This is a genomic window from Spirochaeta thermophila DSM 6578 (assembly GCF_000184345.1).
Classification (GTDB): Bacteria; Spirochaetota; Spirochaetia; order Winmispirales; family Winmispiraceae; genus Winmispira; species Winmispira thermophila.
On sequence record NC_017583.1, the window covers coordinates 281,155 to 299,779 of the forward strand.

The window sequence follows — 18,625 nt, forward strand, 5'->3', positions numbered from 1 at the left end:
ACCCCCGGGGTCACAGTAGAATATGGATAGGGTGGTGTCAATAGAGAGCGAGAGTGAGGAAGCGGTCGTAAAAGAGTTGCACGCAGTATATATACGGTTTTATACTGCAAGAGGACAAATCGGAGGAGGATGTGCTATGAGGGTAGCATTCCTGATCAACAGGCTCATGAACGACTATCAGCTCGCACTCTGGGAGGGGGTGCAGGAGGAGGTCGAGAAGCTGGGTGTCCAGTGTATCGCGTTACCCGGAGAACTTATCGACAGCCCCGATCCCGAAGACCGGGTGGTCAACACACTCTACGACTTCTTGAGGAGTCCCTCGTGGGATGGGTGCATCGTGGCCACGAGCACGTATGCGACACATGGGGATCCTGCCCGAATCCTTTCCTATGTCCGGGAGCGTACCTCGGTGCCGCTCGTTTCCATCGGGGTGGAGTACGAAGGCCTGCCTGTGGTGGGTGTGGACAACGAGGCCGGCATGCGTCTGCTCGTGGAACATCTGATTCGTCACCATGGGGTACACGACCTCGCCTTCATCGGGGGGCCACATCACAACCCGGAGGCCCAGGCTCGGTGGAGGGTATTCGAGAGTGTCCTCGATGCGCATGGAATTCCTGTGAGAGAAGACTGGGTAGGGGAAGGGACTTTCGAGAAGGAGAGCGGTTATACGGCCATGGAGGCGATATGGAACACCTCCGACAGGAAACCCCGGGCAGTCGTCGCTGCGAACGACCTCATGGCCCTGGGGGCCTATGAGTACCTCGTGAAGCGAGGTGTGGGAGTCCCTGATGATGTGCTTCTCACCGGATTCGACGATATCCCCGCTGCGAGGAGCAATGAGGTGCCGCTTTCCACGGTGTATCAGCCCGTCAAGGAACAAGGGATGGCGGCGATCCGACTCCTCCACGAGTGGCTCTCCTCCGGAGAGAGACCCGACTCGGAGGTTTCTGTCGCGGAGCCGCGGTTCCGAGATTCCTGTGGGTGTTTCTCTCGGAACGTGGAGATGGCGGGGGGAGAGATGGCCTTCACCTTCGAGAAAGGCGACGAAGAGGAATCAGAGGAGGTCCTCATTCGTTTCTGCGAGGAGCGTCTCGGCATATCCTTCACTCCTGTCGAGGAGTCCCTCCTGAGAACTCTCGTGGGACATCTGGCTGCCTATCTCGATCTGCCGGACAGGGAACACCTGGATGTCTGTCTGAGGACCACGTTCGCCGTGTTCGTCCATGAGAGGAGGGAAAACCGGGACATGGAGCGGTGGCTTCGCATCTTGGGCGCGATTGCTTCCTTCTTTCAGCGTTACAGGCCCGAGCGGTATTCCCAGTTCACGATATTCCTTCAGAAGGCCTACGTACTCTTCATAGAAGCAGTCTCGCACGAGGCACAGACCCATCTTATGAACACCACCGAGAAGTTCCTTCGTTCGCAGGATCTCCTGCGGGCGATCCGCTCGTCCGAGGATATGGGAAAGTTGAAGTCTTCACTCCTGGAACTGAAGGAAAGGCTCTCGATCTCGTATCTCCATTTCGTCCTCTTCCCCTCCGAGAAGTGGGAATCCTGCTATACCGGGGCCGTCCTTCCGGAGACCTCCTCGCTCCTCGTTTCAGGAAAAGCCGGAGGGGAAGGCGATGTAGGTTTCAACACACTCGAGTTGCTTCCTCCCCACATCCTTCCCCCGCAGCACCCCGGTGCACTCTCCGTCTTCCCTCTGCTCATCGGACAGCGTTATCTGGGCTACATGATGGTTTCCGCCCGTGAGATCTTCACCGGGTTCTACCATTCGTTCGCCTCCCAGGTGGCGAGCACGGTGCTTTCCATTCATACTCTCGAGGCGATGAGAAAAACGACTCGACAGCTTCAGGTGTGGGCGGATGAGATCCGTGCCACCGTGTCCTCTCTGTTCGAGGCCTTGGGATCGGTGGGGGCCATTTCAGAGGAGCAGCTCAAAGAGATGGCGAGAATTTCAGAGGAGATTTCCCGCCGGAGCGGAATGTTTGAAGAGAACCTCAAGATTACTACTTCTATCGCGGAGCACGCCCGGTTCATGCAGGACCTGCTCTTGCTGATCGACGATGTCTCACAGCGCATCAACCTCCTTGCGATCAATGCCTCCATCGAGGCTGCCCGCGCCGGAGAGCACGGCAGGGGGTTCAAGGTGATCGCTGAGGAGGTGAGAAAGCTCGCAGATACCACCGCCCAGCGTGCCAAGGAGACGAGCGAGGTGCTTAACCAGGTGATGCACAATATCGAGACCTCTCGTGAGCTGGGAGAGAGCCTCCATGGTACCTATTCGAGCCTGCAGGAGGAGATGACCCGTTTCAGGTCGGCCCTCGGGACCATCGAGGAGCACCTCTCCCGTTTCTCGGAGCAGGGGAGAAGACTCGCGTCTTTGGTGGAGCGGCCGGAGGGAGGCTCTACTCCTCTTCCTCATGGATTTTGAATTGTGAGAGGGTCTCCGAGAGGGCCTGTATGTGGGTGCGGTTCTCCTCACTCTGGGCGCGGACCTTGAGGATGGAGTCCACGATGCGGGATGTGCCCTCTTCCACCTCACGTATGGCCTGCTTCACCTCTTCGGTGATCTCCTTGAGGTTGGTGGTGGCTTCCAGTATCTGCCTGTTGCCCTCTTCCATCTCCCGGGCGCCGCTCCTCACCTGGTGGGTGAGGTCCTTCATCTCCACGAGGGAGGAGACGATCTCCTGGCTCCCGCTCCGTTGTTGGGTAAGGGCCGCCTGAATCTCCTGGATGAGGCCGGTCAGCTCGTTGATCCTCCCCAGGATCGTGCCGAAGGCGGTATCCGCCTCCCCAGAGGCTGCGGCCATCTGTTCGATGGCTCTGGTGATGTCCTTGATCTGGAGCCGGATCCGTTTGGAGTGTGCCCCCGATTCCTCGGCCAGCTTTCGGATCTCATCGGCCACCACGGCGAAGCCCTTGCCCCTTTCTCCCGCATGGGCCGCCTCTATGGCGGCGTTCATCGCGAGGAGGTTGGTCTGTGAAGCGATTGTCGCGATGACGGTGTTGGCGTCCTGGAGTTTTGCTGAGGCCTCCTGGACCAGGGTGGTGAGATCGATGAGGGAGGAGAGCTTCTCCTTGCCGGTGTCGGAGGCCTGGTGGAGGTCCTCGACCCCCTTCATGAGCCGATTCGCGACCTCCGCGAGGGAGTCTATGTTGGCCACGAGCTCTTCGATAGAAGCCGAGGATGCTTCTATAGTGGACGCTTGTCGTTCGATGGCTCTTGTGAGGGCCTCTATGTTTTTCGCCATCTGCTCCATGGCTGCCGAGGTTTCCACCACACTGGTGGTCTGGTTGTGGGCGTGCTGGGTGAGTTGTTCCATGGTGCGCTGTATTTGCTCGACCGCGGTGGATGTCTCCTCGGCGATCTGTTCCAGGGTGATGCCCGTGTGCTCGAGTGCCCCCATCCTGCGCTGTACGTCGAGAAGAAGGTTCCGGAGGGTGGCGAGGAATTCTCTCAAGAGGAGGAAGATGTAGGCGATTTCGTCGTCGCCTCTCACCCGTGGCTGCACGGTGAGATCGCCCTGCGAGGCTCTGGTGAAGTATGTCTGAAGGAGTTCGATTCTCTTTCCCACCAATGCCCGGAGTATGAGGAGGATCAATACTACTGCCCCGGCCAGGCCGAGAAGGATCATGCCTGCCGAGTAGGTGAAACTCCGACGGAGGGTCGAGAGGAGGTCAGCCTCTTCAATAGAGAAAGCCACGGCCCAGGGCATATCCTCCTGGGGGATCCAGTAGTAGGCGACCACGATGTTGCCCCTTCCCCCTTTCAGGGAGAGGGAGCCGGCGGTGCTTCCCTTGTTCGTTCGTTCGGTTGAAAGGGCCTGGAAGAGTGGAGTATCCCGAAACGAAGAGAGGAGTTGTGTGGCATCTCTGTACCCGAGGACCGTGCCGTCGTCGTCGATGAGAATGGTGCTTCCGGTCTTCCCCTGTGAGTGGTAAAGGAAGCGTACGAACAGGAAATAGAGGTCCAATCCCCAGGCCAGATACCCTTCGAGTTCTTCGCTCCCGGGTCGGAATACGGGTGTCACCAAATAGGCGAGGACTCCTCCCTGCGTGGGAAGGTAGGTGTCGAGGAGGACGGGTGACCGGGTACGGCTGTAGTTCGATGCGATCGAAGATGGAGAGAGACCGAGCTGTGACACCGCGCTCCTGTCTCGTTCTGCGAGGGCGTCTCCCGAGGGGGAGAGGAATATCACGTCCTTGCATACCCCTTCGGTCTGGAGTGAGATGGTGGTTTCCACCTCATCGAGAAGCGAAAGGGTGGGGTTCCGGAACGCCGAGAGGACGTTGGGGTTCTGGGAGGAAAGTTGAAGGAGGAGTCTCATTTGAGAGATGTAGATCCGCAGGAGAGTCCCCCCCTCCTCCACGATCTCCGTGAGGTTCTCTTTCTGCACGGTGAGGACATATTCCCTTACGTTCCCATAAGTGAGGACGAGCGTGACGGCACCTGCGATCCCCATGACGAGAAGTATGGCGAGTGTGAGACGTATGAAGAGTTTACCCGGTCCGAGTTTTCGTTTCGGCATGGAATCCTCCTCGTTCTCCTGTTCACTATAGGGCAAACGCGGTCGGTGTGCAACATCGAGATTCATACCTGTGAGAGAAGGGAAATCAAGAAGGGCTGCTTCATGCGAAGCAGCCCAAATGGAAGGGGGTTATTATGGGGGAGGGATTCACCGATAACATAAGCAATTAGCGTGCCAAGAGATAGGAAGGGATTGTTCATGATATCTTGTTCCTATGAAAAGAGATGTCTGAGAATACGAATGGAGGAGGGATGTGCTTTCAGGTGATTTCTATGCGTTTTGCAATGCATGCTGGGGCTGTTATGCATATTGGAATTGCAGGGGCTGGGCTGATGGTATGCAAAGAGCATAGAAGCGAGGGTGGACTATGCACTGTGCCATGCAGATGGAAGAGCGACGAGGGGACGAAAGGAAGGGCGATGTATATCTCACGACAGGACAAGGCGAAAGAGTGGTGGGAAGTCAGAAAAGATTGGCACGGTTCCTGCTTGTTGATGTCCGAAACACCAGATGGAGGATATACTATGAAGCACAGAGACAAGAGAACCTTGGTGCTCGGATCGATGCTCCTGGTTCTCCTGGGACTGCTGCTCACCGTAGGATGCGCCAACCCGGTGAACAGCGATATCGAACGTATCGCGGCTTCCGTGACGTCGGAAGACGGATCCCAGACCACGGACGATGCCGACCTCTCCGGCGATACTTCTCAGAGCGGGAACGAGTCTTCGGAGGATTTTACGGCGACACAGAGTGGAGAGGATCCACAGCAGACGGTTTCCCAGGGGAGCGATGACGGGGCCGGGGCGGTGAGTTCTGACGAGCAGGGTGCGGTCGAGCAGCCTGAGGCCGTGGCGGGCGGAGACGCCGCTGAGGCGGAAGAGGATTCCCTCCTTGCGGCTCTCGAAGAAGCGGTGGCCGCATCGAAGGATCTGGCAGGGAAGGTCGTCATCGACGGAGCGGGGTATCTCGTGATCAGCACCGACCAGGGGACGTATGAGCTTGCGATCTCCGATGATCCCGAGGAGCTCAGGGACGATCTCCAGGACCTCTGGAAGGAGCACAAGAAGGACAAGGAACTGAAGAGTATCGCCCAGGAACTCCGGAAGATCCTTGCGTCAGTGACCGAGGCATCCGAGAGAGAGCAGGGCAAGAAGGAAAAAGAAAAGAAGAGGAAGTAGCAGAACCTTTCTCTCATCCCTCCTTGGCAGGTGGGGGAATCCCCCCCACCTGTTTTTTATCGATACGTCTCCCTGAGGTGCATCACCGAGACGCGGGAGGGATCGAGGGTGATCCCCTCTTCTCTCGGGATGAACCGGATGTTCCTCTCCTCTCCTGGGAGGAGGTGAAGACAGTTGTCCGAGAATCTGCCGCCGGGGTGATCGAGTACCACGAAGAAGGCGGGAGCGTCGGTGGTGAGGGTGATCCGATCGCCTTCCACGGTCGTATGGACCACGGCTCTTGCAAGGGGACACTGCTTGGGGAGGGAAAGGAAGTGCGTGTTGCTCGTCCGCATCCCGTTCTCGAGTTCGAGCCCGAGCCGGACGAAGGTGCGGTGGGGATCTATTCCCTGTCGATCAAGGGGGACCTGCTCGATGATGGAGGCTGCTTCCCCTTCGAGACATACTTCCCATTCGATGCGGTTCTTCTCCTTCCCCTCAAAGTCGTAGAAGGTGGCGGAGAGTCTCCCCGGAAGCGGTTCTCTCGTATCGTTGTAGACGACCACCGTGAGGATCCTGGGGGTCTTCATGAAAGCGGCCGTGTGCACCGGGGCGAAGGCCCTCCCCACCACGTAGTGGAGGGGTTTCCAGCGACCCGTGTATTCTATGGAAGACCAGGAGGCCACCGGCCAGTTGTCGTTGAGCTGCCAGTAGAGGATCCCCATGTTCCGTGGTCGTAGGGCACGCCAGTATTCCACCGCGTGTTGGATCCCGTAGGCCTGTTGTACCTGGCTGAGATAGAGGAAGGCCTCGGGTGATTCGGGGAAGCGGAAATACCTCGCCATGCTCTCGATGATGACCCTGTTCCCTTTCGGGCTCCTCTGGTGGTGTTCCATCACGGGGCTCGTGGGATTCATCTGGTCTTCAGGGCAAAAAGTCCTTATGGTCTCGAGAGATGGGAATGACTGGAAACCGAACTCGCTGCAGAAGCGGGGCCTCACCTGGTAGAATGCGTCGAAGGACTTCCCTCCGTGCCACACGTCCCAGTAGTGCATGTCGCCTCGTGAGTCGTCGTGCCAGTTGTAGTCGTAGACATCCCTTCCCGCGGACGGAGAGCTCGGCCAGTAGGGCCTTCCGGGATCGAGGGTGTCACAGATCCGTCCTATGGTGGCCTCGTAGAGACGATCGAAATCCACGAGATACCGCGCGGGATTGGCTCGCGTCTCCTCGAACCAACCGATGGCACCGAGGTTCTCGTTGTTTCCGCACCAGAGGACCAGGGAAGGATGGTTTTTGAGCCGTTTCACCTGGTAACGGGCCTCTTCCTCGACCAACCGGAGGAATTCATGGTCGGAGGGGTACATGGCACAGGCGAACATGAAGTCCTGCCACACCATGATGCCGAGCTGGTCACACAGGTCGTAGAAGTAGTCGAGTTCATACTTCCCCCCTCCCCACACCCTCACCATGTTCATGTGTGCCTCTCTCATGCTTTCGAGGAGGTAGCGCGCCCGGTCCGGGGTTTCCCTCGAAGGGAGGGCGTCCTGAGGGATCCAGTTTGCACCCTTGCAGAAGACTTCCACCCCGTTCACTTCAAAGGCGAACCGGGATCCATGGGGGTCCTCGTCGGTGATGAGGCGCACGGTGCGGAATCCCACCCGCTTGTGAACCTGGTGTGATCCGAGCGTCACGTATAGGTCGTAGAGCCTCTGAGGGCCGTAGCCCGCCGGCCACCAACGTTCAGGCGAGCGGATACGGAGGGTGCGGGTGATGGTGGAGGACCCTTCCCCGACCTCAACATGTGCTTCGTGGTGCACTCCGGCGCAGGAGATGGAGAGGGGTATCTCACCCGGCTCGGAGGAGAGGAACACGACATGGATGTCGAGGAGGCAGTCGTCCCCTTCCCAGCGCTGGTCCGTATGGACGCAACGTATGTAGCCCTCGGATGCGTCGATGAGTCCCACCCCGCCGTAGATCCCGGCCACCATGAGGCAGGGGCCCCAGTCCCACCCGGCATGACACTGGGCCTTGCGGACCAGGTTCCTGTGGGGGGACTGCACAGGATGAGAGGTGTGAGGAATGGGATAGGGGAGTCGCCCGGCCCTTTCCACGGCCGTCCGCTCCGCCGAACGGATGAGCACCTCGATGGTGTTCTCGCCTTCTCTGAGATACTCCCCCACCCGGAGTTCCACGGGAAGGAACATGTTCTCCCCCCTTCCTGCGGAGTGGCCGTTTATGAGTACCTCGCAGATGGTGTCGATGCTCTCTGCCCTGAAGAATACAGGCCCCCTGGGGACCTCCGAAAGGGACACGGTGGTGGAGAGTCTCCAGTCCTCGCGGCCTACCCACTGGACTTCGAGCTCATTGGTGCCCTGGTAGGGATCGGGGATGATCCCGGCTTGGATGAGCGCGGAGTGCACGTCCCCCGGTACCTCCATGAGGACCTCGGGGAGGTCCCTGGTGATGCAGGAGAGGTTCCAGGTTCCGCTCAGGTCGATGTATTTCATACTATCTCCTTCTTTTTGAAAACTAATATATCAGTTTTCTGGTCATGACATGTCTTTGACCATGTGGGAAATGTATGATATATTGTCTGAGCCTTCGTATCAACCAGTCAAAAAGATGGGGAGTGATGAATCATGAACGGAAAACGTCGAACCAAGATAGAGAACATGGGACTCATCCTCCAACAGATCTGGTACGAGGAGGGAATCAGCAGGATCGAAATCGCGAAACGGGTGGGACTCAATAAGTCCACGGTGACGAACCTCGTGGCCGAGCTCATCGAACTGGGGTTGGTGGAAGAGAGGGCACAGAAGAACGTGGTCTCCACCGGGGGGAGGAAACCCATAGCGCTGGGATTGAACAAGGAGTATGGGGTCGTCATCGGTGTGGGGGTCCAGGCCGAGGCCATGAGGGCGGTGACCGTGGATCTGGCCGGGACCGTGCTCCTGAAGTGGCAAAAGGACACCGGCCCCATCACCCGGAGAAACTTCATCCCCCTCTTCCTGGAGGCCATGGAGGAACTCTCGAGGATCCTCGAGGAGAAGGGCTACGTCCATGTGCTGGGTGTGGGGATAGGGGCCGGAGGTATCATCAACCCCGAGGACGGGAGTATCGTCTATTCCATCCCCCTCTCCATCTATGAGCCGTTTCAGGTGTGTGCAGAGCTCGCGGAGTTCCTGGATGTTCCCGTCTTCGTGGAGAACGATTCCAATTGCTGCGCGTGGGGGGAGCTCGCCTTCAAGAAGGGCGAGTCCTACAGGGATTTCATCTTCGTGCTCGTGGAGTTCAAGGAGGAGCGGTCTCACATCAAGGACTTCGGGGGTGTGGGCGTCGGGTTCGGGATCGTCCTGGACGGCCGCCTCCATTACGGGCACACGTTTTCCGCGGGGGAATTCAGATCGGTCTTCTCCGAGGGGACCATGCCCTCCCAGTTCTCCCTCTCCCCCGAGGAGCTCGCTCAACTTCCCCACAACAGGGTGCTGCTCGACAAGTTCCTCCATGAACTGTTCTCGAATCTCGCGTGTATCGTCAACACCCTCAATGTGTCCCATGTCTTCTTCGGCGGGGATATCGAGGGCCTGGGGGAGGAGATCTGCGATACGTTCATGTCGTATGTGAGAAGGAATTGGATGTATCCCCTCCCCATCCCGTGTAACGTGTCTCTCTCCTCGCTCCATGATTTCGCCGTGGCGTACGGTGCCGCGGGGATGATTCTCGACAGGATCTTCAGGAACCGTCTCCACCAGAGCTTCTGGGATAAGAGGGGGGACAAGGCGTTTCTCCCGGTCCTCGTACGGCATACGCTCCCCCTCGTGAAACGGAGTCGTGCATAGGTGCATCTCTCATTCGGTGACGAGTATCCTCTCGGGCAGGCCGCCGTCCTCTCTCGTGCTGTGTACGAGAGGGGACGGCGAGAAGAGGTTGTTCCTGGCGGGGATGGGGAGGGGGACGGACAGGGGATCGAGGAGGATGTCGAAGGTGTTGCCTTGGAACCGGTTGCCTCCCCGGCTGCCGAGCGGCCCACCTCCCAGGTCGAGTACCGAGCCGGGAATTTCCCGGATGGTGAGCGCCGTGCCGAGCCGGGTGAAGGTGTCGTCTTCGAGGAGGAGGGAGGGGCTGCCCGTGGTGAGGAGGATCCCCCGGGTGACGCCGCTGAAGGTGGTGTTCCGAACCACGATCCGCGGGTTTCCCCGCGCGATGACGGCGGTGGGAGAGAGGGGGCGGGGCCGGGTCGGGCCCATGTAGAAGTAGCTGTCCTCTATGGTGAGGGTGGTCGCTCCCCCCACTACGACGCCGGCTGTCTCCTCTTCGGACGGGATGCGCAGACGTATCCCCGAGAGCCTCGCCTGGGTGGGGCCCGAGGGTGGTGAGGGAAGGGTGAGCGGAGCCCCGGTGGAGGGATGGAAGATGAATGGGCGGGAGAGCGAGGTCCTCGCCCCGAAAGGGAGGCCGCTGTTGATCGTGATCCCCTGTCTGAGTATGGGGTCGTCGCACACGAGGTGCTCGGTGGTCACTCCGGATACGCCGAAGAAGGCGAGGCCCGTATCGGTGAGCCTTCCGGGGAGCGAGGGGGTGAGGAAACTCACCGCCTCGGCTTCGAAGTCTCCTCCGATCTGGAGGAGCCCGTACTGGAGGATGTTCCTGAAGCTCACCTCGGAGAGCCGGATGCGGCTCTGGATGGCCAGGATCCCCACCGAGGTGGCCCCTACACCCTGGGAGGGATCTCCACCCTGGATGATGAGATTCGAAAGGCGGACTTTCCCTGCGTTCTGGACGAGCAGGAGGGGTATGATACGGACCGGCGAGGTGTCGTCGTAGAGAATGGGGAGGGTCCCCTCCTCTCCTTCTATCGAGACCGAGGTGCGGATCGAGAAGGGGCCTCGATGTGTTCCCCCCGTGATGACGATCCTGTCTCCGTCACGGGCTCGATCCAGGGCCTCCTGAAGGGTGGGATAGTCCTCGGGGACCCGGATGTCCTCCGCGGTGATGGTGAAGCACTGGAAGAGGAGTGCCAGGAGAATGACCCTGTGACGGCTCAAAGGAACACCTGGATGTCAGAATATATGGATAAAGAAAAACCTGCAGGAACAGCTCCTGCAGGAGTCGGGCTGGGCGGATTTGAACCGCCGACCCCAGGTCCCCCAGACCTGTACGCTAACCCCTGCGCTACAGCCCGATGTATGGGTACAAGATAGCACGGAGCGGGGGGTGTGTCAATTATGCATCCTCGGGAAGGGAGGGGCTCCCGGCCTTCTTCCTCCCCCGCTTTTTCCTCGGTGAGGACGTGGGCCTCTTCGCGATGTATTCCTCTATGGTGTTCATCGGAGGACGTTCTTCTTCCTGGATCCGATATTCCACCAGCTCGAATTGGTCTTCCTTCACCTGGAACTGCCTCAGTATGGTGGAGAACTCGGTGTTGGGGGTGAGGAGTTCGTAGGCTTCCATGCGTCGCAGGAAGGTCTGGAGTATGCCGAAGGCCATCTTCCCCAGCGCCCTGGTCTCCTGGTTGCGATGGACCCGCTGGTCGAGGTCGGTTTGTCCAAAGACCTCAAGGCCGTAGATCCGATAGACGTCGATGAGGTGGGCGGTCTCAACTCCGTAGCCGATGGGGAAGGGTATCTGTTCCAACACCTCGCGGCGCACTGCATATTCACCCGATAGGGGCTGGATGATGGCGGTGAGTTCTGGAAAGAAGAGCGAGAAAAGGGGGCGCACCAGTATCTCGGTGACCCGCCCGCCGCCGGTGGGACGTATACCCTGGGAAAAGGCGAGGGGCCTGTCGTAGAAGGCCTTGATGTACTTGAGGGAAGGGTTGTAGATGAGTGGTCCCACCAGGCCGTAGACGAAGCGGGGATGGATGTTCTTTATGTCGGCATCGATGTATACGATGATATCACCCTTGAGCTGATAGATCGCCTTCCACAGGTTCTCTCCCTTGCCCTTCCGCTCCCCCAGGTGGGGGAGGATCTCGGAGGAAAGGTACACGTCCGCTCCGAAGGAGGCGGCGATCTCCCTCGTCCTGTCCGTGGAGCCCGAATCGATGACGGCGATCTCGTCGAGAAGGGGGTAACGGTGCATGAGTTCCGACTTGAAGATCACCACCTCCTTCCCGATGGTCTTCTCCTCGTTGAGGGTGGGGATGCAGAGCGAGATGGAAAGACCTTGGCGCTCCTTCTCCTGTACGAGGGCCGCGAGATCGGCGAACCGGGAGTGGTGGAACGTATGTTCCCTGATCCATGCGTTAAGGTTGAGCTTCATCACAGTACCCCCTGTCGATGGCGAGAATGAGCGCGATGAGCTGGGCGATGCCCTGCGTGATGGGTTCTATCTCGATGGTCTCGTTGACCTCGTTGAGGTTCTCCCCGTGTGTGAGGCCTATGGTGACCGCGGGTATCTTGTGGTCGATGAAGGCCGACAGCTCGGAGGTGCTCGGCGAAATGCGGGGGATGGTCCCCAGGCTCTCCAGGATGGTCCGGGCGTTCTCGGCGAGAGGATGGGAAAAACGGAGGCCCCCGGGCCTCCTTCGGGCGTACTCCCTGAATTCCACCTCGGTCCCTGTCTGGGAGGAGACCTCGGCCGCGATGTTCTGGATCTCCTCCTTGAGCCGTTCCACCATTTCATCGGATTCGCTGCGGATCTCGAGTCGGAGCGTGGCCGTGGTGGGGATGACGTTGAATGATGAGCCCCCCTCTATGGATCCGAAGATGATGCTCGTGCGCGGCCTCCTCGGGATGGGGATCTCCAGGATCCGATTGATCACCTCGTTGATGTTGACGATGGCTCCCCCCGCCCCGAACCTGCTCCAGTCGTATTCTTCCGGCACCCTGTTTGCGATCTCCCCCCGCAGCATGCCGATGGACGAGTAACTGAGTCTCCCCAGTCGTACTCCCTCGATACAGATGCCCGCGTGAATGGGATAGTTGGTGTGATCGAGGAAAAAGCGCATCCCTGCGATGTTCCCTTTGCCCAGGCTCTTCACGGATCCCATGAGGATGAGGTTCGAGGAGAGCTGGAACCCGAGATGCTCGAGGTACACGGGAAGGGTCGCGAGGGCGGCCACCCCGAGCCCGTTGTCCCCCACACCGGGGCCGGTGACCGTTCCGGGGAGGACGTTGATGGTGTGATCCACCGATTCCGGGAAGGGGGTGTCCACGTGGGCCGTGATGAGGATGTTCCGGGTCCCTTCGGTTCCCGGAAGGATGGCGAGGGCGTTGCCTATCTCGTCGGTGGAACAGTTGATGAGGTTGTGCTCGCTCAACCTCCACAGGAGAAACTCGGTGCGCTTCTCCTCTTGAAAGGTGGGAGCCGGTATTTCGCTTATCATGATGAGGTTCGAGAGGAGGATCTCGTTCGCTACACGGGTCTTCTCCTGGATGAGTGGTAGAAGTTCCAGGATTTCCTTCATTCCGGGATGCATGTTTTTTCCTTTCAAGAAAGGGAAGTGTACGGATGCATGACAATAGTGTAAAATACTCCTCTCCCTTGTGCAACGGGGGATGGGGGGATATGATCTACGGAGCCCGAAAACAATCAAGGAGGCGATCGATGCAGGTGGACAAGAAGACCTTCGGAACCACGCGCGACGGAAGGGAGGTGTATGCCTATACCCTCGACACCGGAAAAGGGTTCTCGTGTACGGTGATCAGTTACGGCGCCACCCTGCTCTCGTTCAGGATGCCCGATCGGGAGGGGCGGGTGGGGGAGATCACCTGCGGTTTCGACTCGCTCTCCGACTACGAGGAGAGGAACCCCTATTTCGGGAGCACCATAGGGCGGTTCGCGAATCGGATCGGAGGGGCGCGTTTCGTCCTGGATGGAGTGGAGTACCGGCTGGTGGCCAACGAGGGAGCCAATCAGCTTCACGGCGGGCCGGGCGGGTTCCATGCCGTGGTCTGGGAGTCCGAGGCCTTTTCGCGGGAGGATGCCGCGACCGTGGTCTTCTCGTACCGGAGCCCGGATGGCGATCAGGGGTTCCCGGGGAACCTCGAGGTCACGGCATCCTACACCCTCACCGAAGAGGGACACCTCATCCTGGAGTACGCCGCAGAGACGGACAGACCCACGCCCGTGAACCTCACCAACCACGCGTACTGGAACCTCTCAGGGCCGGGCTCGGGTCTGGTGCTCGACCATCTGCTCACGCTCCGCGCTTCATTCTACCTCGAGGTGGACGACGGCCTCATCCCCACGGGGCGGATGATCCCCGTGGAGGGTACGCCCTTCGACTTCAGGAAGGAGAAGCCGATAGGAAGGGATTTCGATGAAGTGAAGGGGGGATACGACCACTGTTTCGTGGTGGATGGTGAGGGGTTCCGCCAGGTGGCCGTGGTCCGCGACCCTTCGACGGGAAGGAGGATGGAGGTGTGGAGCACGAAGCCGGGGGTACAGTTCTACACGGGCAACCATCTCAACGACATCGAGATCGCAGGTGGGGTGAGCGTGCCCTCGTATGGGGCTTTCTGTCTGGAGACCCAGTACTTTCCCGATAGCCCAAACAAGCCCGTGTTCCCCCCGTGTATCCTGAGGCCGGATGAGACCTATCGTCACAGGACTGAGCTCAGGTTCTCGGTGGAGTGATCGTACGGTGGTGCGCTCGAGGGGCCGGGATCCCGGCCCCTTTTCTTGTGTCCGTAAAGGGGGCGGAGGCGCGGGTTCAAGAAGAGGGTGATTTGGTTCATTAAAGAAATTATTCGTTTAATTTATTTTTTAAACTTTTTTGCTGGATAAAAATATTTGACATAAATATTGACTGTTTATGTTATATGCGTTAGTATCTCCATTGAAGACCACACGTGGGAGGATGGTTCATGAAGGGAGCCGCACTCGTGGGACAGTCGGGCGGGCCGACTTCGGTGATCAATGCGAGTCTCGCCGGCATCATCGAAGGGATACGGGAGAGATCCGGAGGCAGGATCTACGGCATGAGGTTCGGGATCGAGGGCTTCCTCGAGGGGGATCTCCTCGACCTCTCTTCCCTGCCGGATCAGGAGGTGGGGCTTCTCAAGGCCACGCCCGGCTCCGCCCTGGGGTCCACGAGAAGGAAGCTCACCGACGAGGATCTGCCGCGGGTGAGGGAGCTCCTCGAAAAGTACGATATCCGTTACCTCTTCCTCATCGGTGGGAACGATACCATGGAGACCATCCACAGGGTCGAGGCCTACTGTCGGAGTACCGGATACGAGCTCTTCGGCGTAGGCGTGCCGAAGACCGTGGACAACGACCTCGTGGGCACCGATCACACGCCGGGGTATCCCTCCGCGGCGCGGTACGTCGTTCTCTCCGTGCTCCAGGGGGGGCGCCTTGCGGCCGACATGCAGCGTGTGGACAAGTTCGCCATCCATCAAACCGTAGGGCGGGATACGGGGTGGCTCGCAGCCGCGAGTGTGGTGGCGAAGCGGCGTCCTGACGAGGCGCCCCATCTCATCTGTGTTCCCGAGCGACCCCTCACCCTGGATCGGTTTCTCGCAGACGTGGAGCGCACCATTGCATCGTTCGGGTACTGCTACATCGTGGTGGGTGAAGGGGTGGTGTGGGAGGACGGCACCCCGGTCTCGGCCTCGCAGGAAAAGGACAGCTTCTCCAACATAGAGTTCGGCGCGATGGGAGGAGCCAGTGCAGCGTTGACCCTCCATCGCATCCTCAAGGATCGGCTCGGTCTCAGGGGCGAGTTCCAGATTCCCGAGTCGCTCGCGATGTGTGCGAGTGATCGGGTCTCGGCGATCGACCGGGAAGAGGCCTATGCCTGTGGGCGTAGGGCTGTGGCGTATGCGAACGAAGGACGTTCGGGGATCATGGTGACCATAGAGAGGAGCTCTTCGAATCCGTACCGGTTCACGTTGGGGAGCATTCCCCTGGAGGAGGTGGCTCGTAAGACCAAGCCTATGCCCGATGAGTTCCTCACTCCGGAGGGTTATTTCGTGAGTGAGGCCTTTGAGGAGTACATCCGCCCGCTGGTGGGCGATATCGAACGCTTTGCCCGACTCTTTTAGGAATGTGTGGAGGTGATGATGAAACGCAGGCAGGAGTATATGCGGTTTTCTCTCGTAAAAGAGATGGCAGAGACCCCGGAGGTCATCAGGAGGTTTCCGGTGGACGAGGTGCGGGAGGAGTTCTCGTGGGTGGCGGAGAGGGAGCGCCTCCTCCTCACAGGCGAGGGCTCTTCCCGGATCTTCCCCGCAGGGAATGTGAGGGCCTCGCTGCTTCGTGAGGGGAGCCCCGTGAGGGTGGAGGTGGAAGGGGCGATGCAGGCCCGGGAGTATGCCCTGGATGGGTGGGGGGTCTTTGTGGCTTCCAACTCGGGGAAGACGGCAGAAGGGGTGAGGCTCCTCGCTTCGCTCCGTGAGAAGGCGCAGGATGTGGTGGTGGGTGCGGTGGTGGGGAGGAAGGACTCCCCCATAGGGAAGGGAGCGGATGCGGTGTACGAGCTCCGGTGCGGCCCGGAAGAGGCGGTGGCGGCGACCAAGTCGGTGGTGGAGCAGGCCTTTTTCTACGATGTGATTCTGAGGGGCGAGAAGGCTGCCGCTCGAAGGGAGGAGCTCGCGGATCTCGTCGATGAGGTCTTCTGGATGGAGCTTCCTGAGGAACTGATCCGGCCTCTCGTGGGAGCCCCTGTGCTGTACTTCGGCGGTCGGAACAACGGGGTGGCGGAGGAGCTCACCCTCAAGACGAACGAGATTACCCGGAAGAAGTCGGACTACCTCGAGGGTACATACGCGGTCCATGGGATCGAAGAGGTGATGAGTCCCGAAGAGGTGGTGGTGCTCATCGACCCCTTTGAGGAGGAAGAGGAGAAGTTCGCCTCCGTGCTCGAGGAGGGGGTGGGTGTGAAGGTGCTCGCCATCGCGCACAGGGAGACCCGTTTTCCCACGATTCTGCTTCCCCGGGTGGAGCAAGGGTTCGCTCCCTATCTCCAGTTGGTGGCAGGGTGGAATCTCCTCGTGGAGGTGGGGGTGCGGTCGGGTATACATCTCGACAAGCCACAGAGAGCACGTAAAGTCGGAAACGAATTCGTGGGGTGAGTGTATGCAGGTAAAGATACGCGATGAACGCACGGGAGAAGTGATTACATACGAGCGGCTTGCCGAGGCCTTTCCTCGGTGGCAACCGCAGGAACGGTGGCTCTTCATATCTCCCCATGATGACGATGTGCTCATCGGCGGAGGTATTCTCCTTCAACGGGCACTGGAAGAGGGGGTGGATGTCCACGTCCTGGTGACCACGGACGGGGCGCAGGGGTACTGTGATCTCTCCCTCCGGGATTCTATTGTCGAAGTGCGGAGGGAGGAGACGACCCTCGCGTATCGAGCGATAGGGGTGCACCAGGTCCATCTCCTGGATTTTCCCGATGGGAGCCTTCATCTGTTCAAGGGAAGGCGGAGGGCTCAGGATGGTGATCCCGGGATGATCGAGGGGTACACGGGGCTTCAGAATGCTCTCACCTTTTTCTATCGGAAGCTCCTCCCTTCGCGGGTGTTCCTCATGTCCCTCAACGACTATCACCCGGACCACAAGGTGGTCCACGAGGAGGCCATTATCTCCTTGTTCCATGCGCACAATCCCATATGGGCGGAGCTCGGCCCACCCACCGGTGGATTCCCTCGGGTCTATGAGCTCGCCGCATACGGTGATTTCGTGGCCCTTCCTTCGATTCGCGTGGAGGGAACCGAGGAATTGAAGGAGCGAAAACTCCGGGCGCTCGATCTCTTCGTCTCCCAGAAGGAGATTATCGCCTCGCTGGTGTCCATCCTGAGGGAGCGTCCGGCGGTCGAGTATGTGAGGGAGTACGGTTTCAAGCTCTACGATCCTGCAGTGTATGAAGCGTTTTTCTCTTGACTGCGGTGTGGAGGTGGTGAGGCTGGAGGGTGAGCGTTGCGCAGTGGAGGTGATTCCCGGGTTGGGGGGTATGGTGAGGCAGATGTGGTGGGTCTTCGAGGGGGAGGCCCACCGGCTCCTCGTGGAGGATGCGGCTGAGGAGCTCCTCGCGAACCCCTGGTTTCGGGGGCGGCTTCTCTTTCCGTTCAATGATCGTATTCCGGGTGGTGTGTATCGCTTCGAGGGGAGGGAATACGCATTTCCGTGCACCGAAGGAGATGATGCGCTTCACGGTTTCCTCTGGCAGAGAGCCATGAGGGTGAGGGGGAGTGGGGAGACGGGAGATGGGGAATGGCTGGAGTGCGAGTACGTCACCGATGGGTCGGACAGGGGATACCCGTTCGAGGTGGGGCTCCGTGTGAGGTACGAGGTGGGGGGAGGCGGGCTCTCTCTGCGTGCCCACGTGTGGAACGCGGGAGGTGTCGCGGCGCCCGTGAGCATGGGGTGGCACCCCTATGTCTCTCCAGAGGCCGGGATGCAGGTGGACGATCTGGTGCTCCGGATTCCTGCAGAGGCCGTGCTCGAGGTGGACGAACGGCTTCTCCCTACGGGGAGGATACTTCCGGTCGATGGGACGCGGTGGGATTTCAGGGCGGGGCGAAGGTTGGGCTCGACCCCCTGCGACATGGGCTTCTTTCTTTCCGGGAAGGAGAGGATGATCGCGGTTTCCGCGGACAGGTATCGCCTCATCATGCGCCTCGGGGGGATCTTCTCCTATGTCCAGGTCTTCGTGCCGCCTCAGAGGGATGGGGTTGCGGTGGAACCGGTGGCGTCGCTCACGGACGGCTTCAATCGTCCGGAGTGGGGCGCGCCCGTCCTCAAGCCGGGGGAGCACAGGTGGGGAGAGGTGCTGATAAGGGCGGAGAGGTGAAAGTTTGATTTATAAACCAATGTCAAATAATTCATTTTATAAACTAATTAATCGTTTTTCTTTTATTTGTAATCAAAAGATAAAAAATAAATTAACAAGTTAAAAAGTTTTTATTGACAGCGGCATGGACCCGTTGTACAATACTCGAGGATCCCCGTTGGGGAGAATGACCTTTCGTGTAATGA

General features: G+C 59.3%; 13 protein-coding genes and 1 tRNA gene. 8 read left to right on the forward strand and 6 right to left on the reverse strand.

Annotated elements, in window-relative coordinates; translation table 11 throughout:
* Nucleotides 1-136: 136 nt before the first annotated feature.
* Nucleotides 137-2,437, forward strand: coding sequence for a methyl-accepting chemotaxis protein (locus SPITH_RS01155; protein WP_014623917.1), 2,301 nt, complete (start codon nt 137-139; stop codon nt 2,435-2,437).
* On the opposite strand, the gene SPITH_RS01160 is transcribed toward SPITH_RS01155, so the two are convergent.
* Entirely contained in the window at nt 2,412-4,535 is a 2,124-nt protein-coding gene (locus SPITH_RS01160) for a methyl-accepting chemotaxis protein (protein ID WP_014623918.1), read from the reverse strand. The genes SPITH_RS01155 and SPITH_RS01160 overlap by 26 nt on opposite strands.
* Nucleotides 4,536-5,059: 524 nt before the next feature.
* On the opposite strand from SPITH_RS01160, the gene SPITH_RS01165 reads away from it, so the two are divergent.
* Nucleotides 5,060-5,713, forward strand: coding sequence for a hypothetical protein (locus SPITH_RS01165; RefSeq protein ID WP_014623919.1), 654 nt, complete (start codon nt 5,060-5,062; stop codon nt 5,711-5,713).
* A gap of 56 nt (nt 5,714-5,769) precedes the next feature.
* Here the strand turns inward: SPITH_RS01165 and SPITH_RS01170 are convergent, their stop codons facing one another.
* Complete coding sequence (locus SPITH_RS01170; RefSeq protein WP_014623920.1) at nt 5,770-8,199, reverse strand: beta-mannosidase; 2,430 nt, start codon at nt 8,197-8,199, stop codon at nt 5,770-5,772.
* Between the two features lie 132 nt (nt 8,200-8,331).
* Here SPITH_RS01170 and SPITH_RS01175 point away from each other — a divergent pair, with 132 nt between their 5' ends.
* Complete coding sequence (locus SPITH_RS01175) at nt 8,332-9,531, forward strand: ROK family transcriptional regulator (protein ID WP_014623921.1); 1,200 nt, start codon at nt 8,332-8,334, stop codon at nt 9,529-9,531.
* Nucleotides 9,532-9,540: 9 nt separating this feature from the next.
* Here SPITH_RS01175 and SPITH_RS01180 read toward each other — a convergent pair whose 3' ends face one another.
* The 4 genes from SPITH_RS01180 to SPITH_RS01195 all read right to left on the reverse strand — a co-directional run bounded on the left by SPITH_RS01180 (nt 9,541) and on the right by SPITH_RS01195 (nt 13,115).
* On the reverse strand, nt 9,541-10,737 hold the full coding sequence (locus SPITH_RS01180; protein WP_014623922.1) for a right-handed parallel beta-helix repeat-containing protein: 1,197 nt from the start codon (nt 10,735-10,737) through the stop codon (nt 9,541-9,543).
* Between the two features lie 64 nt (nt 10,738-10,801).
* A tRNA-Pro gene (locus SPITH_RS01185) sits at nt 10,802-10,874 on the reverse strand.
* Between the two features lie 41 nt (nt 10,875-10,915).
* Complete coding sequence (locus tag SPITH_RS01190; RefSeq protein ID WP_014623923.1) at nt 10,916-11,956, reverse strand: glucosyl-3-phosphoglycerate synthase; 1,041 nt, start codon at nt 11,954-11,956, stop codon at nt 10,916-10,918.
* A complete protein-coding gene (locus SPITH_RS01195; protein WP_013313069.1) occupies nt 11,940-13,115 on the reverse strand; it encodes a M20/M25/M40 family metallo-hydrolase in 1,176 nt (391 codons plus the stop codon). Before SPITH_RS01195 ends, SPITH_RS01190 begins: the two co-directional genes overlap by 17 nt.
* A 128-nt stretch (nt 13,116-13,243) precedes the next feature.
* Here SPITH_RS01195 and SPITH_RS01200 point away from each other — a divergent pair, with 128 nt between their 5' ends.
* The 5 genes from SPITH_RS01200 (at nt 13,244) to SPITH_RS01220 (ending at nt 18,440) form a co-directional block, all read left to right on the forward strand.
* Entirely contained in the window at nt 13,244-14,275 is a 1,032-nt protein-coding gene (locus SPITH_RS01200) for an aldose epimerase family protein (RefSeq protein ID WP_014623924.1), read from the forward strand.
* Nucleotides 14,276-14,505: 230 nt separating this feature from the next.
* A complete protein-coding gene (locus SPITH_RS01205; protein ID WP_014623925.1) occupies nt 14,506-15,687 on the forward strand; it encodes a diphosphate--fructose-6-phosphate 1-phosphotransferase in 1,182 nt (393 codons plus the stop codon).
* An 18-nt stretch (nt 15,688-15,705) separates the two neighbouring features.
* Nucleotides 15,706-16,716, forward strand: a complete 1,011-nt coding sequence (locus tag SPITH_RS01210; RefSeq protein WP_014623926.1) for an SIS domain-containing protein — start codon at nt 15,706-15,708, stop codon at nt 16,714-16,716.
* A 4-nt stretch (nt 16,717-16,720) separates the two neighbouring features.
* On the forward strand, nt 16,721-17,530 hold the full coding sequence (locus tag SPITH_RS01215) for a PIG-L deacetylase family protein (RefSeq protein ID WP_014623927.1): 810 nt from the start codon (nt 16,721-16,723) through the stop codon (nt 17,528-17,530).
* A complete protein-coding gene (locus tag SPITH_RS01220; RefSeq protein WP_014623928.1) occupies nt 17,511-18,440 on the forward strand; it encodes an aldose 1-epimerase in 930 nt (309 codons plus the stop codon). The genes SPITH_RS01215 and SPITH_RS01220 overlap by 20 nt, the downstream gene beginning before the upstream one ends.
* The last annotated feature ends 185 nt before the right edge of the window (nt 18,441-18,625 follow it).

Excerpts from the sequence above, each read along its gene's own strand:
- SPITH_RS01190 (WP_014623923.1), bottom strand. The coding sequence starts at position 11,956 with ATGAAGCTCAACCTTAACGCATGGATCAGGGAACATACGTTCCACCAC.
- SPITH_RS01195 (WP_013313069.1), bottom strand. The coding sequence starts at position 13,115 with ATGCATCCCGGAATGAAGGAAATCCTGGAACTTCTACCACTCATCCAG.
- SPITH_RS01175 (WP_014623921.1), top strand. The coding sequence starts at position 8,332 with ATGAACGGAAAACGTCGAACCAAGATAGAGAACATGGGACTCATCCTC.
- SPITH_RS01165 (WP_014623919.1), top strand. The coding sequence starts at position 5,060 with ATGAAGCACAGAGACAAGAGAACCTTGGTGCTCGGATCGATGCTCCTG.
- SPITH_RS01160 (WP_014623918.1), bottom strand. The coding sequence starts at position 4,535 with ATGCCGAAACGAAAACTCGGACCGGGTAAACTCTTCATACGTCTCACA.
- SPITH_RS01200 (WP_014623924.1), top strand. The coding sequence starts at position 13,244 with ATGCAGGTGGACAAGAAGACCTTCGGAACCACGCGCGACGGAAGGGAG.
- SPITH_RS01220 (WP_014623928.1), top strand. The coding sequence starts at position 17,511 with ATGAAGCGTTTTTCTCTTGACTGCGGTGTGGAGGTGGTGAGGCTGGAG.
- SPITH_RS01205 (WP_014623925.1), top strand. The coding sequence starts at position 14,506 with ATGAAGGGAGCCGCACTCGTGGGACAGTCGGGCGGGCCGACTTCGGTG.
- SPITH_RS01215 (WP_014623927.1), top strand. The coding sequence starts at position 16,721 with ATGCAGGTAAAGATACGCGATGAACGCACGGGAGAAGTGATTACATAC.
- SPITH_RS01170 (WP_014623920.1), bottom strand. The coding sequence starts at position 8,199 with ATGAAATACATCGACCTGAGCGGAACCTGGAACCTCTCCTGCATCACC.
- SPITH_RS01210 (WP_014623926.1), top strand. The coding sequence starts at position 15,706 with ATGAAACGCAGGCAGGAGTATATGCGGTTTTCTCTCGTAAAAGAGATG.
- SPITH_RS01155 (WP_014623917.1), top strand. The coding sequence starts at position 137 with ATGAGGGTAGCATTCCTGATCAACAGGCTCATGAACGACTATCAGCTC.